Origin of the sequence: Tabrizicola sp. TH137 (assembly GCF_002855575.1) — a bacterium.
In the GTDB taxonomy this organism is placed as follows: Bacteria; Pseudomonadota; Alphaproteobacteria; order Rhodobacterales; family Rhodobacteraceae; genus Paragemmobacter.
Map to the genome: position 1 here is coordinate 406,846 of NZ_PKRQ01000004.1, position 20,582 is coordinate 427,427.

Annotated in this window: 17 protein-coding genes; 2 read left to right on the forward strand and 15 right to left on the reverse strand. The window is 67.3% G+C overall.

Annotated elements, in window-relative coordinates:
• Nucleotides 1-52 precede the first annotated feature (52 nt).
• Nucleotides 53-955, reverse strand: a complete 903-nt coding sequence (locus C0V75_RS14720; protein ID WP_101921697.1) for a DMT family transporter — start codon at nucleotides 953-955, stop codon at nucleotides 53-55.
• A complete protein-coding gene (locus C0V75_RS14725) occupies nucleotides 919-1,857 on the reverse strand; it encodes a LysR family transcriptional regulator (protein ID WP_101921698.1) in 939 nt (312 codons plus the stop codon). The genes C0V75_RS14720 and C0V75_RS14725 overlap by 37 nt, the downstream gene beginning before the upstream one ends.
• 103 nt (nucleotides 1,858-1,960) lie before the next feature.
• Here C0V75_RS14725 and glyA point away from each other — a divergent pair, with 103 nt between their 5' ends.
• Nucleotides 1,961-3,283, forward strand: coding sequence for a serine hydroxymethyltransferase (glyA, locus tag C0V75_RS14730; RefSeq protein WP_101921699.1), 1,323 nt, complete (start codon nucleotides 1,961-1,963; stop codon nucleotides 3,281-3,283).
• Here the strand turns inward: glyA and C0V75_RS14735 are convergent.
• The 11 genes from C0V75_RS14735 to C0V75_RS14785 form a co-directional block, all read right to left on the reverse strand.
• The gene (locus C0V75_RS14735) at nucleotides 3,255-3,785 is read right to left on the reverse strand and encodes a TetR/AcrR family transcriptional regulator (protein WP_101921700.1); all 531 of its coding nucleotides are present in this window, start codon (nucleotides 3,783-3,785) and stop codon (nucleotides 3,255-3,257) included. The two genes, glyA and C0V75_RS14735, sit on opposite strands and share 29 nt — an antisense overlap.
• Nucleotides 3,782-4,315: a dihydrofolate reductase family protein gene (locus tag C0V75_RS14740; RefSeq protein ID WP_101921701.1), complete on the reverse strand. Its 534-nt coding sequence runs from the start codon at nucleotides 4,313-4,315 to the stop codon at nucleotides 3,782-3,784. The genes C0V75_RS14735 and C0V75_RS14740 overlap by 4 nt, the downstream gene beginning before the upstream one ends.
• A gap of 207 nt (nucleotides 4,316-4,522) precedes the next feature.
• Nucleotides 4,523-5,830 (reverse strand): type III glutamate--ammonia ligase, encoded by a 1,308-nt coding sequence (gene glnT / locus C0V75_RS14745; protein WP_101921702.1) that lies wholly within the window; start codon nucleotides 5,828-5,830, stop codon nucleotides 4,523-4,525.
• 46 nt (nucleotides 5,831-5,876) lie between these two features.
• Nucleotides 5,877-7,205, reverse strand: coding sequence for an FMN-binding glutamate synthase family protein (locus tag C0V75_RS14750; RefSeq protein ID WP_101921703.1), 1,329 nt, complete (start codon nucleotides 7,203-7,205; stop codon nucleotides 5,877-5,879).
• A 13-nt stretch (nucleotides 7,206-7,218) separates the two neighbouring features.
• Nucleotides 7,219-7,908, reverse strand: a complete 690-nt coding sequence (locus C0V75_RS14755) for a GXGXG domain-containing protein (RefSeq protein ID WP_101921704.1) — start codon at nucleotides 7,906-7,908, stop codon at nucleotides 7,219-7,221.
• A gap of 3 nt (nucleotides 7,909-7,911) precedes the next feature.
• Entirely contained in the window at nucleotides 7,912-8,808 is an 897-nt protein-coding gene (locus tag C0V75_RS14760; RefSeq protein WP_101921705.1) for a glutamine amidotransferase family protein, read from the reverse strand.
• Between the two features lie 182 nt (nucleotides 8,809-8,990).
• Entirely contained in the window at nucleotides 8,991-9,551 is a 561-nt protein-coding gene (locus tag C0V75_RS14765) for a helix-turn-helix domain-containing protein (protein WP_254216495.1), read from the reverse strand.
• 351 nt (nucleotides 9,552-9,902) lie between these two features.
• Entirely contained in the window at nucleotides 9,903-10,469 is a 567-nt protein-coding gene (locus tag C0V75_RS14770; protein WP_101921707.1) for a sarcosine oxidase subunit gamma, read from the reverse strand.
• Entirely contained in the window at nucleotides 10,462-13,413 is a 2,952-nt protein-coding gene (locus tag C0V75_RS14775) for a sarcosine oxidase subunit alpha family protein (RefSeq protein WP_101921708.1), read from the reverse strand. The genes C0V75_RS14770 and C0V75_RS14775 overlap by 8 nt, the downstream gene beginning before the upstream one ends.
• The gene (locus C0V75_RS14780) at nucleotides 13,410-13,709 is read right to left on the reverse strand and encodes a sarcosine oxidase subunit delta (RefSeq protein WP_101921709.1); all 300 of its coding nucleotides are present in this window, start codon (nucleotides 13,707-13,709) and stop codon (nucleotides 13,410-13,412) included. The genes C0V75_RS14775 and C0V75_RS14780 overlap by 4 nt, the downstream gene beginning before the upstream one ends.
• A gap of 9 nt (nucleotides 13,710-13,718) precedes the next feature.
• Nucleotides 13,719-14,969 (reverse strand): sarcosine oxidase subunit beta family protein, encoded by a 1,251-nt coding sequence (locus C0V75_RS14785; RefSeq protein WP_101921710.1) that lies wholly within the window; start codon nucleotides 14,967-14,969, stop codon nucleotides 13,719-13,721.
• Between the two features lie 154 nt (nucleotides 14,970-15,123).
• On the opposite strand from C0V75_RS14785, the gene C0V75_RS14790 reads away from it, so the two are divergent.
• Entirely contained in the window at nucleotides 15,124-16,194 is a 1,071-nt protein-coding gene (locus tag C0V75_RS14790) for a P1 family peptidase (protein WP_101921794.1), read from the forward strand.
• Here C0V75_RS14790 and C0V75_RS14795 read toward each other — a convergent pair.
• Together C0V75_RS14795 and C0V75_RS14800 are read right to left on the reverse strand one after the other, a co-directional pair.
• Nucleotides 16,179-19,205 (reverse strand): efflux RND transporter permease subunit, encoded by a 3,027-nt coding sequence (locus tag C0V75_RS14795; RefSeq protein ID WP_101921711.1) that lies wholly within the window; start codon nucleotides 19,203-19,205, stop codon nucleotides 16,179-16,181. The genes C0V75_RS14790 and C0V75_RS14795 overlap by 16 nt on opposite strands.
• Nucleotides 19,202-20,488, reverse strand: coding sequence for an efflux RND transporter periplasmic adaptor subunit (locus C0V75_RS14800; RefSeq protein WP_101921712.1), 1,287 nt, complete (start codon nucleotides 20,486-20,488; stop codon nucleotides 19,202-19,204). The genes C0V75_RS14795 and C0V75_RS14800 overlap by 4 nt, the downstream gene beginning before the upstream one ends.
• Nucleotides 20,489-20,582 lie beyond the last annotated feature (94 nt).

Below are 20,582 nucleotides of genomic sequence, written 5' to 3' on the forward strand. Positions count from 1 at the left end.
ACCCTGTCCCGGGCTTGACCCGGGACCTGATGGGGGGCGACGAGGCCACGGGTCAGGCCCGGGGCGGGGTTGCCTGTTGTGCCGCTTTCCGTTCACGCAGCGAGATGTAGGTCGCGCAGGCGATGAGGATGGCGGTGCCGAGGAAGGTCCAGCCATCGGGGAAATCCCCGAAGAACCACCAGCCGACGGCGGTGGCCATTACCATTTCCGTATAGGCGAGCGGCGCGAGGAGCGATGCCTCGGCATGGTCATAGGCGCGCAGGATGAGATAGTGGCCGACCGTGGCGATGAGGCCGATGAGGAAGAGCAGCCCCCATTGCGCGGGCGTGGGTGCCTGCCAGAGCGGGATCATCGCGAGGGAGAGGAGTGCGGCGCCGATCAGGCTGGTGTGGAAGGTCGTGACCATGGCCGGGGACTGACCGGCGATGCGGCGGGACATGGCGAAATAGACGGCGAGCGAGGCCCCTGCCCCCAAGGCGAGAAAGGTGCCGGGGTTCAGTTCGGCGAAGCCGGGGCGGATGATGATGAGCGTGCCGATGAAGCCGATGGCGACGGCGGCCCAGCGGCGGGGGCCGACACGCTCGTTCAGAAGGAAGGGCGAAATGGCCGTCAGGATCAGGGGCTGGACGAAGAAGATGGCCAGCGCATCGGCGATGGGAAGGTATTGCAGCGCCGAGAAGAAGAGGAAGGTCGCGGCGATCAGCAGCGCTGCGCGCAGGGCGTGATAGGCGGGGCGGTCGGGCCGGATCGCCGCCACACCGCCGTGCCGCAGGGTGAAAGGCAGGGTAAGCAGCGCGCCGAAGGCCATGCGGGCCCAGACGATCTGGAGGATGGGCATCCCCTGATTGCCGAGGAACTTGGCCACCACATCGAGGAAGGGCAGGACCGCCATCGCGCCCAGCATGAGGGCCACGCCGATCAGGGGGCGGGGGCGGTGGGGGGCGGCGGCTTGCATGCGCCTTGGGTAACGGGCGGGGACGGGGAAGCCAAGGGGGCGCGGCGGAGCCAGTCGGCGATGAGGCGGGCCGCGCTGCCGGGGCGGAGCGGGCGGTCCGACCAGAGGCGAAGGCCGCGCGGCAGGGTCACCCGCGATGCGAAGGGGGCGACGAGGCGGCCATCGGCGAGGTGGCCGGAGACGAGGCTTTCATGGCCGATCAGGAGGCCTGCTCCGTTCACCGTTTCCTCGACCGCCAGCGCGTAGAGCGAGAAGGTTGGGCCACGGGCTATGGCGGGCGGGTCGGGCAGGCTTTGCGCCCAGAGCGCCCAATCTTCGGACCATGTGGCATCGGAGAGGCAGGGGAAACGGGAGATGTCCTGCGGCCCGTTCAGCCGGGCGGCGAGGGCGGGGGCGCAGACGGGAAAGATGACGTCGGGGGCTAGGCGCCCCTGCGGAGTGTCGTCGAAGAAGAGCGACAGATCATAGGGGCTGCGCTTGAGGTTCGGGGGCTGTTCCAGCGCGGTGATGGAGATGGTGATGTCTGGCGCGGCAACCCGGAGGGCGGGGAGGCGGGGGGACAGCCAGAGCTGGGCGATGGCCGGAAGCGTGGCGATATGGACGGTGCGGGGGGCGGCGGCGGCGCGCAGGTCGCCGATGGCGGTGCCGAGCGCGTCGAAGGCATGGGTGAAGTTGGGAAGCGCCTGCTGGCCGAGGGTCGTGAGCCGGACGCCGCGCGGGGTGCGGGCGAAGAGCGGCGCGCCGAGCGAGTGTTCGAGCTGCTTGATATGGGCGGTGATCGCGCCGGGGGTAACGCCGAGTTCCTGCGCGGCGGCAGCAAAGCCGCCAAGACGCGCCGCCGCCTCGAAGGCGCGGAGGGCGGTGAGCGGCAGGTCCTTGGGGCGGGGTGGGGCGACGGGCATGGCAGCCTTAATTTTTCTGACCCTAGATTTCCGCAAAACTGATTTGCGGGCAAGGGGGCGCGAGTGGTTTGCTTGGGGAAACGGAAACACGGAGTGACCTGAGATGACCCGCCTTGACCGCCGCGACTGGGTGCCTGCCGCCTGCGAGGACCATGTGATGACCCTGGCCGCCCGCGCCGCGACAGGACGCGATGCCGAGGTGGAGGCGCGGCTGGAGGCGCTGATGGTCTGGAACGGCGAGATCCATGACCGGGAGTGTTTCAACCTGAATCCGGCGACGAATGTGATGAACCCACGGGCGGAGGCGGCACTGGCGCGGGGTCTGGGGTCGCGGCCGTCGCTGGGCTATCCGGGCGACAAGTACGAGATGGGGCTGGAGGCGATCGAGGAGATCGAGGTCATCGCGGCGGAACTGGCGGCGGAGGTGTTCGATGCATCCTATGCCGAGATCCGCTGTGCATCCGGCGCGATGGCGAACCTTTATGGGTTCATGGCGCTGGCCCGGCCGGGCGATGCGATCATCGCGCCGCCGCCTGCGGTGGGCGGGCATGTGACGCATCACAAGGCGGGCTGTGCGGGGCTTTACGGGCTGGTCACGCATGACGCACCGGTGAATGCGGATGGCTATACGGTGGATCTTGAGGGTCTGAGGGCGCTGGCGCATCGGGTGAGGCCGAAGGTGATCACCATAGGGGGGTCGTTGAACCTGTTCGCGCATCCGGTGCGCGAGGTGCGGGCGATTGCCGATGAGGTGGGGGCCTTCGTCCTGTTCGATGCGGCGCATCAATGCGGGATCATCGCGGGGGGTGTCTGGGCGAACCCGTTGGACGAGGGGGCGCATCTGATGACGATGAGCACCTACAAATCGCTGGGCGGGCCGGCGGGCGGGTTGATCGTCACGCGCGAGGCGGAGATTGCCAAGCGATTGGATCATATCGCTTTTCCCGGCATGACGGCGAATTTCGATGCGGCGAAATCGGCGGCGCTGGCGATCACGCTTCTGGATTGGCGGGCAGAGGGGCGGGCCTATGCGCAGGCGATGGTGGACCTGTCGCAGGCGCTGGCGCGGGAGTTGCTCGGGCTGGGCCTGCCGGTCTTTGCGGCCGGGCGGGGCATGACGGAAAGCCATCAGTTCGCGGTGGAGGCGGCGGGCTTTGGCGGGGGACAGGCGGCGTCGAAGACGCTGCGGAAGGCGGGGTTCCTTGCCTGCGGGATCGGTCTGCCGATTGCGGCGGTGGAGGGCGACCTGAACGGGCTGCGGATCGGGACGCCGGAACTGGTGCGGCGGGGCGTGACGGTGGCGGATGCGCCCGCGCTGGCCGCGTTGATCGCCGAGGGGCTGCGGGGGAACGATCCGGGCGCAGTGGCGGCGCGGGTGCGCGAGATGCGGGCGCGGTTCACGGGGCTGCACTACGTGCGGGCGTGAGGGCCTGAAGCAGGGCAAGCAAGGCAGGGGCGGGATCATCCGGCGAGCGGGCGAGCGCCCGGCCATGCACCCAGTCGATGAGGATGTCGCGGCGCAGGCGGGCATCCTGTGGCGGGAGGCCGGTTTCGTGGAGCAGGGTTTCCACCGCATCGGTGAGGCGTTGCGCCTGTTGGGGCAGCGGGCCGGGGATGCGGAAAAGCGCCAGCGTCAGCGCGGGATGGCGGTGGATGGCATCGGCATAGGCCAGAAGAAGCGTGGCGAGGCGCTGTTGCGGGTCCCCTGCCCCGGTTTCGGCTATCGGGGCGAGCAAGGTATCGGTCAGGGCGTGGATCAGGCCGTCATGGCTGCCCAGATGGTGCAGGATGGCCATGGGCGTGACCTGCATCCGTCTGGCGAGGTGGCGGAGGCTGAGCGGTTCGTCAGGGTCGGCGGCGAGGGCGAGGGCCGTGGTCACGATGGAGTCGCGGGTCAGGCGGGGCTGGCTGGGGCGGCCGCGCGTCATGCGACCTGCCAGGTGGATTGGACGAGACCGGAGGGGAAGGCGCGGGTTGCCTGATGCCGCAGTGCGATATCCTGCGGCAGCGCGCCGAAGAGGGGGCGGCCCGCGCCGATGAGGACCGGGGCGGTGGTGATGGTGAGGCTGTCGATCAGGCCTGCGCGCAGGAAGGACTGCACGATCCGGCCACCATCGACATAGGCGTTGCGGTGGCCTTGGGCGGCGAGGTGCTGCATCGCCGTTTCGGGGTCGTGGGCGGCGAAGGTGACCTTGCCCATCAGGTCTGGCGGCACGGGGTGCGGGGCAAGTTGCGCGGAGAGCACCAGAACGGGCAGGGTATATGGCCAGTCGGGGAAGGTGCGGACGGCGTCATAGCTGCCGCGGCCCATGATGATGCAGTCCATCCCGGCGATGAAGGCGTCGTAGCCGTGGTCTTCATCCGGGGTGTCGCGGGACAGCAGCCAATCGAGACTGCCGTCCGGGCGGGCGATGAAGCCGTCAAGGCTGGTGGCGATGAAGACATGGCCGCGGGTCATGGTTCGGTTCCGTAGCTTTGCGGTTCGGTTTGGAACCGGTGGGGTGGTGCGGTTCCGGACCATTCCGTTCGGGATGGAATGTGTCGCTTCGATCGGGCACCGCAATATTTATACGTTGTATAATTAAAGCTTCATCCCGCCCCCTGCAACAGAAAACCCGCCGGGAGGCCCCGGCGGGTGGAGTTGCGCCCTCAGGGGGAAGGCGGATCAGATGTCGAGCGTGTTCTCATGCTCCCAGCGCGAGAAATGGGAGACGTAGCTGTTCCATTCCTGATGCTTGAGCTTCAGGTAGGCGGCGGAGAATTCCTCGCCCATCATGGATTTCAGCGTCTTGTCCTTGTCGTATTCGCGCAGCGCATCGAGCAGGTTGAGCGGCAGTTTCGGCGCGCCCTTCACGGTATGGCCCTGCTGATACATGTCGATGTCGTAGCGGCGGCCCGGATCGGCCTCTGTGCGCAGGCCATCAAGGCCGGCGGCGATGATGACGGCTTGCAGGAGGTAGGGATTGGCCGCGCCATCGGGGAGGCGCAGTTCGAACCGGCCGGGGCCGGGGACGCGGACCATATGGGTGCGGTTGTTGCCCGTCCATGTCACCGTGTTGGGTGCCCAGGTCGCGCCTGACGAGGTGCGGGGCGCGTTGATGCGCTTGTAGCTGTTCACCGTCGGGTTGCAGATCGCCGCCAGCGCCGAGGCGTGTTTCATGATCCCGCCAAGGAAATTGCGGCCCTGATCCGAAAGCGAAAGCTCTTTCGACGGGTCGGAGAAGGCGTTTTTCTTGCCATCCAGCGACCAGACCGAGATATGGGCATGGCAGCCCGATCCGGTGAGGCCCTTGAAGGGTTTGGGCATGAAGGTGGCGCGGAAGCCGTGCTTTTCCGAGACCGACTTTACCATGAACTTGAAGAAGCTGTGTTTGTCGGCGGTTTGCAGGGCGTCGTCATATTTCCAGTTCATCTCGAACTGGCCGATCGCGTCTTCATGGTCGTTCTGGTAGGGCTCCCAGCCCATTTCCAGCATGTAATCGCAGATTTCCGAGATGACGTCGTAGCGGCGCATCACGGCCTGCTGGTCATAGCAGGGCTTTTCCGCGGTGTCGTAGATGTCGGAGGCGGCGGTGCCTTCGGCGTTGAGGATGAAGAATTCGGGTTCCACGCCGGTCTTGACGCGCAGACCTTCCTTTGCCGCTTCGGCCACCAGCTTTTCCAGCACGTTGCGCGGGGCCTGATCGACCAGCGCGCCTTCCATCGTGGCGCGGGCGGCGACCCAGGCCACGTCCTTTTTCCAGGGAAGCTGGATGACGGAGGAGGGATCGGGGACGGCCATCAGGTCGGGATGGGCGGGGGTCAGGTCAAGCCAGGTGGCGAACCCGGCGAAACCTGCGCCTTCCTCGGCCATGTCGTTGATCGCCTGTGTCGGCACGAGTTTCGCGCGCTGACCACCGAAGAGGTCGGTGTAGGAGATCATGAAGTATTTGACGCCCTTTTCCTTGGCCCATTTGGCAAGATCTTTGGCCATTGCTAACTCCCTGTCCTGTCGTTTTCCGGCTTTGCGCCGTGTGTGTTCAGAAACCGCCGTTGCGGCCCGGTATCCAGTTCGTGCCCGCCAGCGGAACGCCCGCCATGGCGGCGGATTCGATGGTGAGGGCGCAGAGATCCTCGGGTTCGAGGTTGTGGAGGTGGTTCTTGCCGCAGGCGCGGGCGATGGTCTGCGCTTCCAGCGTCATCACCTTGAGGTAGTTCTTCAGGCGGCGACCGCCGAGGATGGGGTCGAAACGCTTGTAAAGCTCGGGGTCCTGGGTGGTGATGCCGGCCGGGTCCTTGCCTTCGTGCCAGTCGTCATAGGCGCCTGCGGTGGTGCCGAGTTTCTTGTATTCCGCCTCAAGCGCCGGGTCATTGTCGCCCAGCGCGATGAGGGCCGCCGTGCCGATGGCGACGGCATCTGCGCCGAGCGCCATGGCCTTGGCCACATCCGCGCCGGAACGGATGCCGCCCGATACGATGAGTTGCACCTTGCGGTGCATGCCGAGGTCTTGCAGCGCCTTCACCGCCTGCGGGATGCAGGCGAGGATGGGCATGCCGACGTTTTCGATGAAGACGTCCTGCGTGGCCGCGGTGCCGCCCTGCATGCCATCGAGCACCACGACATCCGCACCCGCCTTCACGGCTAGGGCCGTGTCGTAATAGGGGCGCGCGCCGCCGACCTTGATGTAGATCGGCTTTTCCCAGTTCGTGATTTCGCGCAGTTCGAGGATCTTGATTTCCAGATCGTCCGGCCCCGTCCAATCCGGATGGCGGCAGGCGGAGCGCTGGTCGATGCCCTTGGGCAGGTTGCGCATCATTGCGACACGGTCGGAAATCTTTTGCCCCAGCAGCATGCCGCCGCCGCCGGGCTTGGCCCCCTGCCCCACCACGACCTCGATCGCGTCGGCGCGGCGCAGGTCATCGGGGTTCATCCCATAGCGGGAGGGAAGATATTGATAGACAAGGGTTTTCGAATGACCCCTCTCCTCTTCCGTCATGCCGCCATCGCCGGTGGTGGTGGAGGTTCCGGCGGCAGAGGCCCCGCGACCCAAGGCTTCCTTCGCCGGGCCGGACAGCGCGCCGAAGGACATGCCCGCGATGGTGATGGGAATGTCGAGGTGGATCGGGTTCTTGGCGAAGCGGGTGCCGAGCCAGACATCGGTGGCGCATTTCTCGCGATAGCCTTCGAGCGGGTAGCGCGAGATGGAGGCCCCGAGGAACAGGAGGTCGTCGAAATGCGGCAGGCGGCGTTTGGAGCCGCCGCCGCGGATATCATAGATGCCGGTCGCGGCGGCGCGGCGGATTTCGGCATTGGTGTCGTTGGAGAAGGTCCACGACATCTTGGGCGGCGTATGGGGGAAATCGGACATTCTTCTTGCGGCCTCAGTAGGACGACGCGTTGTCGATATTGAAGGTGTAAAGCTTGCGGGCGGAACCGTAGCGCTTGAATTCCTCGGGCTTGGCCAGATGGTCAGCCTCGCCACGCTTCAGCAGATCGGCCAGCAGGGCGAGGTGTTCGGGGCGCATTTCCTTTTCGATGCAGTCGGCCCCGAGGGATTTGACCGAGCCGCGCACGAAGAGGCGGGCTTCGTAGAGCGAGTCGCCCAGTGCTTCGCCCGCGTCGCCCAGCACCACGAGGTTGCCGGATTGTGCCATGAAGGCGGACATGTGGCCGATATTGCCATGGACCACGATGTCGATGCCCTTCATCGAGATGCCGCAACGCGAGGAGGCGTTGCCCTTTATGACGAGAAGGCCGCCGCGCCCGGTGGCGCCGGCATATTGGCTGGCGTCGCCGTCGATGATGACGGTACCGGACATCATGTTTTCCGCCACGCCGGGGCCGGCGGAGCCTTTGACGCGGATGGTGGCCTGCTTGTTCATGCCGGCGCAATAGTACCCGGTGGAGCCGCGCACGGTGACATCGACGGGGGCATCAAGGCCCACGGCAATGGCATGGGCGCCCTTGGGGTTGATGACTTCCCACGAGGTCATGTTCGTCTGGCCCTTGAGGCCGTGGAGCGTCGAGTTCAGCGCGCGCAGGCCTTGGGCGGCGAGGTCGAAAGTCTGCATGGATCAGCGTTCCCAGAAGTAGACGGTGGCGGGTTCGGGTTCCCAGACACGGGCATTGTCGATGCCCGGCAGGTTGACCATCGCGCGGTATTCGGAGCCGAAGGCGACGTATTGATCGGTTTCGGCCATGACGGCGGGTTTGCAGGCGATGGGGTCGCGGACGACGCCAAAGCCGTTCTTGGTGCCGACGACAAAGGTGAAGAAACCGTCGAGGTCGGTCAGCGTGGCCTCCATCGCCTCGCCCAGTTTGGCGCCTTCTTGCAGCTTGTGGCTGATGAAGGCGGCGGCGACTTCGGTGTCGTTTTCCGTCTCGAAGGTCATGCCCGCCTGACGCAGCACGCGGCGGACGGAGTTGTGGTTGGAGAGCGAGCCGTTATGGACAAGGCACTGGTCGGCCCCGGTGGAGAAGGGGTGGGCGCCCATGGTGGTGACGGCGGATTCGGTGGCCATGCGGGTATGGCCGATGCCATGGGTGCCGGACATGCGGGCCACTTCGAAGCGCGCGGCGACGTCCTTGGGAAGGCCGACTTCCTTATATATTTCAATGCCTTCCCCGGCCGACATGACGCGCGCCTTGGGGCGCAGGTCGCGCATGGCGTGGCGCGCGGCCTCCAGCCGGTCTTCGGGGAGGTCGAGGACCATGTGGGTGTCCTTGACGGTGCCCGTGACCTTGGCCGCGATTGCGCGGCCGAGGTCTTCGGCCAGGGTTGCGAAGTCGGCCTCGGGGGCGGGGGATTGGACGGTGAGCTTGGCCTTGCCCTTTTCGGGGCGGCCATAGATCGCGATCCCGGCGCTGTCGGGGCCGCGGTCGGTCATGGTGATGAGCATGTCGGTGAGCAGGGCACCGAGTTGCGGTTCCAGCTTGGGGTCTTTCAGGAAAAGACCGACGATTCCGCACATGGCGTCGACTCCTCTGTTCTTCGTTGGGAGCAGGCTAGCACCGAAGAAATCGAGGCTCAACTGGGAAGAAACTTTTTTAACTGCTGGGCAAGGTTTTCTTTTCGGGTGCCGCATTCCTGTGCAGGCGATGCGGGCAGCCGGAAGCGCCCCGCAAGGGGGCGCGACCGGCGCGGATGACAGGGTCAGGCCTGCGGGTAGCTGATGATCGACAGGTAGCGGGCGGGGAGTTTCACCAGCACCTCGGGGCCGTGGGGGGCGTCGGCGTCGAAGAAGAGGCTGTCGCCGGGTTCGAGGTGATAGAGGCTGTCGCCGTGGCGATAGGTGACCTCGCCTTCCAGCATGTAGAGAAGTTCGATCCCGTCATGCTGAAAGGCGGGGAAAGTGTCGGATTCCGCAGTTAAGGTAATGACATAGGGTTCGACCACCACGCCGGAGCTGTTTGATCCGATATGGCCGAGGAGGTGGTATTGATGCCCGGCGCGGGTGCCGCGGCGTTCGATTTCCAGATGCTCGCCTGCCTTCACATGCTGACATTCGCGGCGTTCCTCATAGCCCCGGAAGAAGGAGGTGATGGGGGTGGAGAAGGCGTGCGAGAGGATTTGCAGGGTGGTGAGCGAGGGCGAGGTGATGCCGTTCTCGATCTTGGACAGCATCCCGATGGAGAGGCCGGTGACGGCGGCGAGATCGGCCACGGTCATGCCCTGCTGGCGGCGGAAGGCGCGGACGGAGCGGCCGATGGCCATTTCCAGATTGCGTTCGGCGAGTTCGCGGACGCGGTGGGGATCCTGGCTGAAGACGGGTTTGGATTTGGGAAGGGCGGCATCGGCGGTGGCGTCGGCGGCGCTGTCGAGATCGTCCATCCATTTCCCCCATAGTGAACATATACGAATTGTTTTTTACTATAGGGAATAATCTTCACCGGACAAGTCGGCTGGACCAGACAGACTCGGCTGTGCCGTCTGTTGTGCCGCAAATTGTGCCGCAAACTGTGGCCACAGAGCGGGCGGTTGGGTGACTGTTCAGCAAGAAACCCTGTTCCGGGCGTGGCCCGGGACTTCGAGGGCGATGGTGAGGCCCCGGGGCGGGGTTGCGGATCAGAAGGCCGAGCGCGCGGCGGTTTCCAGCGCGTGGAAGAGGGAGGCGGCCGAGGACCGGGGGCCGAGAACCGACAGATGGCCGGAGGCGCGGATGACGATGTAGCAGCCCAGATGTTCGATCACCGTGCGGGTGGCCGCGCCGGGGGCTTGGGCGCGCAGGTCGAAGGCGCAGAGGCGTTCGAACATCGCGGGAAGGTCGTCGCCCGTCACATCGAAGCGCGCCCATGCGTCGGTCTGTTCGGTGAGGGAGGCGGTTTCGCCGAAATGAGGTTTGAGATGGGCGAGGATATCCTCATGCGTGGCGAAGGGTGCCTCGATCATCCACATGTCGGGCGAGAGCCAGAAGGCGGCGTAGGTTGCGCCTTGTGCTGCCTTGCCGGGGCCGGGAAGGGGGATGCCTGCGCTATCAGCGATATCAGCCACGGCCTTTGCCTCGCCCATCCGGGCGGCGAGGGAGGCGAGGGCCGTGTCCACGACTTCGGTGATCGTCACCGGGCCGAGGGTCACGCTGTGGGGCGTGTCGTGGCCAAGCGGGGTGATCGGTTTGAGGCGATGGTCAGCCACGGAGGCGGTCTCCTTCCGGGTCGAAGAAGTGGGGCGAGACGATTTCGACCTCCACCTCTGTCTTGGCGAGCAGGTTCACGGTGCGCATGCGCTGGCCGATGCGGGCGGTGCCGTTCTTGAGATAGCCGAGCGCGATGGAGGATTTCAGGTGGGGCGAATAGACGACGGAGGTGAGCCAGCCGCCATCATTGGACGCCACCGGGGCCGCGCCGATATCGAGGAAGTGGGAGCCTGCGGTGAGGGGTTTTGTCGGGTCCACGGGTTTGACGCCGACGAGACGGAGGCCATCGTCAGCGGTGAGCCCTTCGCGTTGCGACAGGACCATGCCGATGCTGTCCTTCTTCCTTGACACCATCTTGCCCAGGCCCATGTTGAGGGCGGTGGTCTGGCCGTTGAGTTCATTGCCCGCGACATGGCCCTTTTCGACGCGCATGACGCCGAGGGATTCCGTGCCATAGGCGACGGCGCCGAAGTCCTGGCCCTGTTTCATAAGCTCGCGGATCAGGGCATCGCCATAGCGGGTGGGGACGGCGATTTCATAGGCGAGTTCGCCAGAGAAGGAGATGCGGAAGAGGCGGGCGCGCAGGCCGCCGCAGACGGTGATGTTGCCGCAGGCCATATAGGGGAAGGCCGCATCGGAAATGTCCTGATCGACGATTTTTTGAAGCAGTTTCCGTGCGTTGGGACCGGCGACGGAGAATTGGGCCCAGGCTTCCGTCGTGGAGATGAGCTGCACGTCCATATCGGGGAAGAGGCATTGGCGGACAAATTCGAGGTGGCGGAAGACGGGGACGGCATTGGCCGTGGTCGTCGTCATCACCCATTCGTTTTCGCCCATGCGGGCGGTGGTGCCGTCATCCATGACGATGCCGTCTTCGCGCAGCATCAGGCCATAGCGGACCTTGCCGATGGGGAGGGTGGAGAAGGTGTTGGCATAGACCTTGTCGAGGAAGGCGCCGGCGTCGCGACCCTGAATGTCGATCTTGCCCAGGGTGGTGACGTCGCAGATGCCGACGGAGGCGCGGGTTTGCAGGACCTCGCGATCGACCGATTGCCGCCATGTGGTTTCCCCCGGTTTGGGGAACCATTGGGCGCGGAGCCACATGCCGACCTCGACGAAGATCGCGCCTTGTTCGGAGGCCCATTTGTGGCTGGGCGTCAGGCGGGTGGGTTTGAAGTCATGGCCGCGCGAGCGACCCGCCAGCGCGCCCAAGGCGACGGGGGTATAGGGGGGGCGGTAGATGGTGGTGCCGGTCTGCGGGATGGAGCGGCCTGTCAGTTCGGCCATGATGGCCAGGCCGAGGATATTGCCCGTCTTGCCCTGATCGGTGGCCATGCCGAGGGTGGTGTAGCGTTTCAGGTGTTCGACGGAGGTGAAGTTTTCCTGTTTGGCCAGTTTGACGTCCTTCACGGTGACGTCGTTCTGCTGGTCGATCCAGGCCCGCCCCTTGCCTTCGGGGACATACCAGAAGGGGGTGAGGTTGAGGGGGGCGTCTTCGGCCTTTGGCAGGTCGGGGGAGTGGGGTTTGAAACCCAGGGCTTCGAGCGCGGCATTGGCCTGGGCTGCGCCTGTCTGAAGGGCGGCATGGGTGGAAAGGTGGCCAGCGGCGGCCCCGGCGGCGATGAGGTTCTTGGGGCCGTCGCCGGGGGGTGTGAAGGCCTGGATGGCGTCATTCCAGACAGGGCGGCCGCGGTGGTGGCTGGCGATGTTGAGGTTGGGGTTCCAGCCGCCGGAGACGCCCAGCGCGTTCACCGACAGGGTTTCCGAACGCCCGTTCGCGTTTCGGATGGTGATGGATTTCAGGTCGAGTTTGCCCTTCGTGTCGATGACTTGCGCGCCCTTCAGGTGGCGGATGCCGGGGAGGAGGTCGCCTTCCTGCCGCGTGTCGATGACGGCTACGATGTCGATGCCCTTTGCCTGAAGATCGGTGGCGGTGCGGAGGCCGTCATCATTGTTGGTGAAGACGGCGACGCGGTCGCCGACGGCCACGGCATAGCGGTTGGCATAGGTGCGGAGCGCGCCGGCGAGCAGGATGCCGGGGCGATCATTGTTTTCAAAGGCGATGGGGCGTTCGGTGGCGCCTGCGGCGAGGATCGCGTGGCGGGAATAGATGCGCCAGAGGATCTGGCGCGGCTTGCCGGGGGCGGGGATGGGGAGGTGGTCGGAGACGCGTTCGACGGCGGAATAGATGCCGTGGTCCATCGCGCCCAGAACGGTGGTGCGGGGCATGAGGCGGACATTCGGCATCTGGGCAAGGGTGCGGAGGGTATCTTCGGCCCAGTCGGCCCCGGAATGGTTGCCGATGGTGAGGGTTTCGGCGTTTAACCTACCACCCATTCGGAAATCTTCATCCGCGAGGATAACGCGGGCACCGGCGCGGCCTGCGGTCAGGGCGGCCATGAGGCCTGCGGGGCCTGCGCCGATGATGAGGATGTCGCAGTGGAGGAAGCCCTTATCATAGGCATCGGGGTCTTCCTCGCGGGTCAGCGACCCGAGGCCTGCGGCGCGGCGGATGAGGGGTTCGTAAAGCTTTTCCCAGAAGGCGGCGGGCCACATGAAGGTCTTGTAGTAGAAGCCTGCGGCGAAGAAGGGGGAGAGGCGGTCGTTGATCCCCATCAGATCGAACTTGAGCGAGGGGAAGCGGTTCTGGCTGTTGGCGGTGAGGCCGTCGAAAAGCTCGGCCACCGTGGCGCGGGTGTTGGGTTCCTGCCGCGCCCCGGAGCGGAGTTCCACGATGGCGTTGGGTTCTTCGCTGCCTGCGGAGATGGGGCCGCGCGGGCGGTGGTACTTGAAGCTGCGCCCCATGAGGCGGACGCCATTGGCGAGGAGGGCCGAGGCGAGCGTGTCACCCGGATGGCCGGTATAGGGGTGGCCGTCGAAGGTGAAGCGGAGGGTCCTGGTCCGGTCGATCTGGCCGCCCTTGATGCGGTTCTCTTGCGTCATTTGCTGCGCCCCCTTGCGCGGGCCACATCGCGGGCGAATTCGACCTTGGTGATTTCGTGCGTCACCGTGTTGCGGGTGACGACGAGCCAGGACCGGTCACCCTGTTCGTGGAACCAGAGTTCGCGGTGTTCGCCTGCGGGGTTGTCGCGCAGGTAGAGGTAATCGTGGAAGGCGTCCTGCGCGGCGGTGGCGTCCGGGAAGGCCATGCCATCGGGGCGGTCGATCAGGGCGGCGTCACCGAGATAGGTGAATTCCTGCGCGTCGCGGGGGCCGAGGAGGGGGTGGTTGATGATCATGTTGCCCTCTCAATGCAGGTTGGGCTGCGCGCCCTGGCCTTTTTCGTCGATCATCAGCCCCTTGCGGAAGCGATCGAAGCGATAGGCCGTGGCGGTGGGATGGGGTTGATCGGTGGCGAGGAGATGCGCGAAGCACCAGCCGGAGGCGGGCGTGGCCTTGAAGCCGCCATAACACCAGCCGCCGTTGAAATAGAGGCCGTCGATATCAGTGCGATCAATGATCGGGCTGCCATCCATCGACATGTCCATGATGCCGCCCCATGAGCGCAGCAGGCGGGCGCGGCCGATCATGGGCATGAGGGACATGCCGCCTTCGGCCACATCCTCGACCACCGGCATGTTGCCGCGCTGGGCGTAGGAGTTGTAGCCGTCGATATCGCCGCCGAAGACGAGACCACCCTTGTCGGACTGGCTGACGTAGAAATGGCCTGCGCCATAGGTCATGACGCCGTCGATCAGGGGTTTCAGACCTTCGGAGACGAAGGCCTGAAGGACGTGGGATTCGATGGGCAGGCGCATGTTCACGTGGGACATGACCTTGGACGAGGAGCCCGCGACGGCGACGCCGACCTTCTTCGCGCCAATGAAGCCGCGGGTCGTGTCCACGCCCGTCACGCGGCCGGCCTCAGTCCGGATGCCCGTCACCTCGCAATTCTGGATCAGGTCCACACCGCGCATGTCGGCCCCGCGCGCATAGCCCCAGGCGACGGCGTCGTGGCGGACGGTGCCGCCGCGCCGCTGCATCAGTGCGCCCTTGATGGGGAAGCGGGCATTGTCGAAGTTGAGGAAAGGATACATGGCGCGGACCTGATCGCGGTTCAGAAGCTCTGCATCGGCGCCGTGCAGGATCATCGCATTGCCGCGCCTTGTATAGGCGTCACGCTGGGCATCGGTGTGGTAAAGGTTGATGATCCCGCGCTGGGAGACCATGGCGTTGTAGTTGAAGTCCTGTTCCAGCCCTTCCCAGAGTTTCAGGGAAAATTCGTAGAAGGGTTCGTTGCCGTCCAAGAGGTAGTTGGAGCGGATGATGGTGGTGTTGCGCCCCACATTGCCGCCGCCGAGATAGCCCTTTTCCAGCACGGCGATGCGGGCTTGTCTGAATTCCTTGGCAAGGTAATAGGCCGTGGCAAGACCGTGACCGCCGCCGCCGACGATGATGTAATCATAGGAGGATTGCGGTTCGGGGTCGCGCCATGCGGGTTTCCACCCTTTGTGGCCGGTCAGAGCCTCGGCGATCACGCGGAAGCCGGAATAGCGCATGGTCAGTTCCCCTGCCTTGTTCTTGGGCCAAATATGGCGGGGGCGGCGCGGGAAACACCATCTGTTTCCGCCACGGACCCTTTGGAAACCGACATGATGGACAGGGGGAAGCAGGGTGCCTAGCCTTTGGGCAGGGACCGATGGGGAGGGGATGATGGGAACGCCGCGCGCCAGAGACCTTGGGCTGCCGTTTCCGGGGGTGACGGGGCCTTTGAACGCCATCACCGATGTGCCGGGGGTGCGGGTGGGGTTCTGCACGCTGACTGATCCGGGGCGGAAGATGCGGACGGGGGTGACTGCGGTGCTGCCGCGTGCGGACAGAGGCCATCCGGTGCCGGTGCGGGCCGGATTCTTTGCGCTGAACGGGAATGGCGAGATGACGGGGACGCATTGGATTGCGGATTCCGGGGCCTTCATCGGACCGGTCTGCATCACCAATACGCATTCCGTGGGCGCGGTGCATGAGGGCGCGGTGCGCTGGATGATGGAGACCTATGATCGCCATTTCGCCGAGGGCCATGCCTGGGCGATGCCGGTGGTGGCGGAAACCTATGACGGGGTGCTGAACGACATCACCGCGCTGCATGTGCGGCCCGACCATGCGCTGGAGGCCTTGCGGGCGGCGAAGGGCGGGCCGGTTGCGGAAGGGTCGGTGGGCGGCGGCAACGGGATGGTTGCCTATGAGTTCAAGGCCGGGACGGGGACGGCATCGCGACGGGTGGCCGTGGGGGGCGAGGTCTTTACCGTCGGGGTCCTGGTGCAGGCCAATCACGGGTTGCGGCCCTGGTTGCGGGTGCTGGGCGTGCCGGTGGGGGAACGGATGCCGGGCGGGCGGCTGCTGGAGAAGGAGCAGGGGTCGATCATCGCCGTGGTGGCGACGGATACGCCGCTGTCGGCGCTGGCACTGCGGCATGTGGCGCGGCGGGTGTCGCTGGGGATCGGGCGCGGGGGGACGCCGGGGGGGATGACCTCGGGCGATCTGTTCCTGGCCTTTTCGGTGGCCGATCCGGGGGAGGTTGCCGGGCCGTTCCGGACGGTGCGTGAGGTTAGGGACGAGGGGCTGGACCCGGTCTATCTGGCCGCCGTGGAGGCGGTGGAGGAGGCGGTGGTGAATGCCATCGTGGCGGGCGAGGATGTGGTGGCGGTGAAGCCTGCGGGCAGGATCGTGCCGGGGATCGACCGGGCGCGGCTGGCGGCGCTGTTCGCGGGTCAGGCGGGGGCGTAGCGGCGCAGGCGGGCGGCGAGGGCCGTGCCGGCCCGATGGGCCTGAAGCGAGAGGACGGGGACGATCAGCAGGCTGAGCAGGGTGGAGAGGGCGGTGCCGGAGATCACCGCGATGGCGAGCGGTTGGCGGAAGCCCGCCCCTTCGCCCCAGCCCGCGAGCGAGGGGAGCATGCCGCCGATGATGGCGGCGGAGGTCATCAGGACGGGGCGCGCGCGCAGGCGGGCCGCGGTGAGGAGGGCGTTAGCCGGGTCCTGGCCGCGGGCGATGCGGGAGAGGCCTTCATCCACGATCAGGATGGCGTTCTTGGCGACGATCCCCAGCAAGAGCAGCATGGCGAGGATCGCAGGAAGCGAGAGGCCCTGCCCGGTGGCGGCCAGACCCATCATCGCGCCGCCCAGCGCGAGCGGGAGGGTGAGAAGGATCACCAGCACCTGCCCGACGGAGCGGTAGAGCGCGAAGAGCACGGCGGCGAGAAGGAGGAGGGCGGAGGCGAGCGCGGTTTTCAGCGCGGCCATCAGATCGGCGCGCTGCGCGGCATCGCCGGTTGCGCGGGGGTGGATGCCGAGGGCGGCGGCCTCGGTCGTGGCGAGGGCGGCGGTCAGGGCGGCGCGCGCCTCGGCAGCGCCCTGACCGGGGGCGCGGTCGGCCATCAGGCGGAGGACCGGCTGGCCATCCTGCCGTTCCAGGCGGGCGGGGGTGAGGGTGAGTTCGGGGCGCGTGACGGCGGCGAGCGGGACGAGCGGGCCATCGCCGGACTGGAGCAGCAGGCTGCGGGCGGGGCCGGGGTCGAGGATCACGGGCAGGCCGGCACGGCCCGGCTGCGGCAGGCGGGCGATGGGATCGGCGCTGCGGGTGAGGAGGGCGAGGCTGCGGGCCGCCTCGTCGCGCGAGAGGGAAAGGGCATCGGCGGCCAGGGGATCGAGGATCAGCCGCTGTTCAGGGATCAGGGCGCGGTCGAGGGCGGCATTGGGCAGCGCGGCGCTGCGGTGCAGGCTGGCGGCGGCTTCGGCGGCGATGCGGTCGAGGGTGGCGGGATCGGGGCCGGTGAGCAGGAGTTCGGCCTGCGGGCGGCCGGTTTCGCCAAGGTGCCGGGCGCGCAGGTCGGGCTGCGTGTCGAGAAGGGCCTGCACGCGGGCGGCGATCACGGCGGCGGGGTCACGGTCGGCGCGGGGCGCGAGGTCGAGGATCAGGCGGAGGCGGGTCGGGTCTTCCTCGGGGCGGAGGGCGGCGGCGTGGCGGATGCCGTCAAGCGCCAGCAGATCGCGGGTGAGGGCATCGAGGCGGGCTTCGGCGGTTGCGGCATCTTCGGCGCGGGGAAGATCGAGCGCGAAGGTGAGGCGGCCCCGGTCTTCGGCGGGGATGAAATCGCCCTCGGCGCGGAAGACGGCGATGACGGAGAGGACGATCAGGGCGAGGGTTGCCAGACCGATGAGAAGGGGGTGGCGGAAGGAGAGTGTCAGGGCGCGGGCATGGAGCCGGGCGAGCGGCGGGGCCGGAGGTGGCGGGGTGGTGAGGTTCGCGGCGCGCGTGGCGGGGGGCGTGGCGGCAACAAGCCAGCGCGCGGCTAGGGCCGGCAGGACCAGGCGGACGACGGCGAGCGAGGCGAGGGCGGCAATGGCGATGGTGCCACCGAATTCGAGGAAATAGCGCCCGGCCATGCCGGGCAGGGCCGCGACGGGCAGGAAGACGGCCACGATGGCAAGCGTCGTGGCGATGACGGCGCGGCCGATGCGGCGGGTGGCGGTCAAGGTCGCCTGCCAGGCGCTCTGGCCGGTGGCGAGATGGCGGTGGATGTTCTCCACCTCGACGATGGCATCATCGACGACGATGCCGGTGGCAAGCGTCAGGGCCATCAGGGTGATGATGTTGAAGGAGAAGCCCAGCGCCTGCATCGCCAGCAGCGTGGGCAGGAGCGAGAGCGGCAGGACAAGCATGGCCAGCGCGACGGAGCGCCGGTTGCGCAGCGTCAGCCAGACGACGGCGAGGACCAGGAGCCCGCCTTCCAGCAGCGCCCAGAGGGTGGCGCGGGCTTCGGCGATGACGCTGTCGGCGCGGCGGTCGATCAGCCGGGTGGCGATGCCATGGTCGCGGGTGAAGGCGGCGGCGGCGGCGTCGATGCGGTCGAGCAGGTCGGGGAGGTCGGCGCCGGGTTGCGGATAGACGGAGATCAGGACGGCGGCATGACCGTCAAGCCGGGCGCGCCTGGTATCGGGGCGATGGGCGAGGTGGATCGAGGCCAGATCGGACAAGGCGAGCGTCGCGCCCGAGGGCAGGGTGACGGGCAGGCGGCCCAGGGCGGCGGGATCCGCCTCAGGCACAGGTCCGGCGAGGGAGAGGGTGAGGGCACCTTGCGCGGCCTGATCCAGCCTGCCGCCGGTGGAGGGAGCGAGGCGGGCTTGCAGCGTGGCGGCAAGGTCGGCCTGGGTGAGGCCCAGTTCGGCCAGGCGTTCGGGATGGGGCGTGATGACCAGTTCCGGGCGGGTAAGGCCATCCGCCTGAACCCTGTCCACGCCGGGGAGGCGGTGCAGGGCGGGAAGAAGGCGGTCATGGATCGCCTCCATTCCGGCGGCATCGGGGGCCGAGAGGGCGATGCGGGCCGCCAGCATCTGGCGGCTGGACCGGGGGCCGAGGCTCGCGACATCGAAGGCTATGTCGGTGCTGCCCTTCAGCGCGGAGAGGCGGTCGCGCAGGTCGGAGGCGACGGCATCGGCCTGCGACGGATCGGCCAACGGCAGGGACAATGTCACGGCACCCGGCGCGACCGTGACGGAGACAGAGGTGATGCCGGAGATGGCGGTTGCGCTGTCCTCGGCCGGGCGGGCGAGGAGGAGGTCGGTGTCGGCCAGCGTCAGGCCGGGGGCGGCAAGCCGGGCTTCGACAAGATCATCGCCGATATCGGGCAGGTGGCGGAGCGGCAGATCGCCCAGCGCGAGGAGGCCGAGCAGGCTGCTGAGACCGATGGCGAGCATCGGCAGGACAGGGCGACGGATCGCCCGGAGGGCAAGGCTCATGGCAGGCGGTCCGGGGTGAGGGAGGCGGAGGCCAGCCGACGGCGGCCCGGATCGCCGGGAATGGTGACGGCCTCGCCATCCTGCACGAGATCAGGGGCGCGGGCGACGATGACATCGCCTTCGGAGAGGCCGGAGATGACCTCGACCTTGCCATCGGGGCGGGGGGCGGCAAGCGCGACCGGCGTGGCGACGGCGCGACCGTCGATGACGCGCATGACGGTGGTGCGGTCCCCCTGGAGGGTGAGGGCGGCGAGCGGCACTTCGATGGCGAGGCGGCGGTGGAGGACGAGGTCGGCGGAAAGGGCCATGCCGGGACGAAGGGTGGGGTCTTCGTCCAGATCGAGGCGGATCGTGGCGAAGCCGCTGCCGTCTTCGGTGCCGAAGGGCAGGCCGAGAAGCCGGGGCCGCAGGACGGTGCCGTCGGCAAGGATCAGCGGCATGTCCTGGCCGATGACCAGGCGGGAAAGATGGGCGACGGGCAGATCGACCTCGAGCGCGATGCGGCCATGGGCGGCGATGGTGGCGACCAGCGCTCCCGGTGCCGGGCGGGCGCCGATGCCGAGCGGCAGGTCGAGGATGCGGCCCGAAACGGGGGCGGTGAGCGTGGTCTCTTGCAGCGCGATGCGGGCCTGATCGGCGGCGAGTTCGGCCAGCGCCAGTTCATCCTGCGCCAGTTGCAGGGCAGAGGCGGCGAGGCTGTAGTCGGTTTCGGCGCGGTCCACTTCCAGCGCGGAGGTTTCGCGCCGGGTTTCGGCGGCGGCGCCGGTTTCGGCAAGCTGTGCCACGCGGGCGAGGGTGGCGCGGTTGCGGGACAGCGCGGCCTCGGCGAGCTGAAGCCTGTCGGAGGCGCTGATCGCGGTGCTCTGGGCGGTGGCGATGCGCAGTTCAGCGGCGCGCAGGGCGCGTTCAGCCGTGCCTGGGTCGAGGCGGGCGATGATTTCGCCTGCCTCGACCCAGTCTCCGATGGCGGCGGGGAGATGGGATAGCACACCATCGGAAGAGGAAGCGGTGACCGCCACGGGATCGCGGGCGGTGACTCGGGCGAAGACATGGGTCTTTTCCTCGACCACGGCGCGGCGGATGGTTTCAACGCTGACGGGCCGGGGCGCGGCGGTCATTTCGCGCATGGTCCCCGCCGCTTCGCCATGCGCGGCGAGCGTGTCCTGGAGGACGAGAATCGCGATGGTGCAGAGCCAGACCAGCGTGCCGCGCGAGGCGAGGCGGAGAAGGAGGCCGGATTTGCCGTGCTGGGAAACAATCTCTGCGATTTCAGGTGATTGCATGGCGTGACCCTCTTCCCCCGGAGCGACTTGCCGGGGCTTGGGGAGAGGATGGCAGAGAGGGGCGCGGCTGTGGCCTACGCTTGGTCCGGCAGAG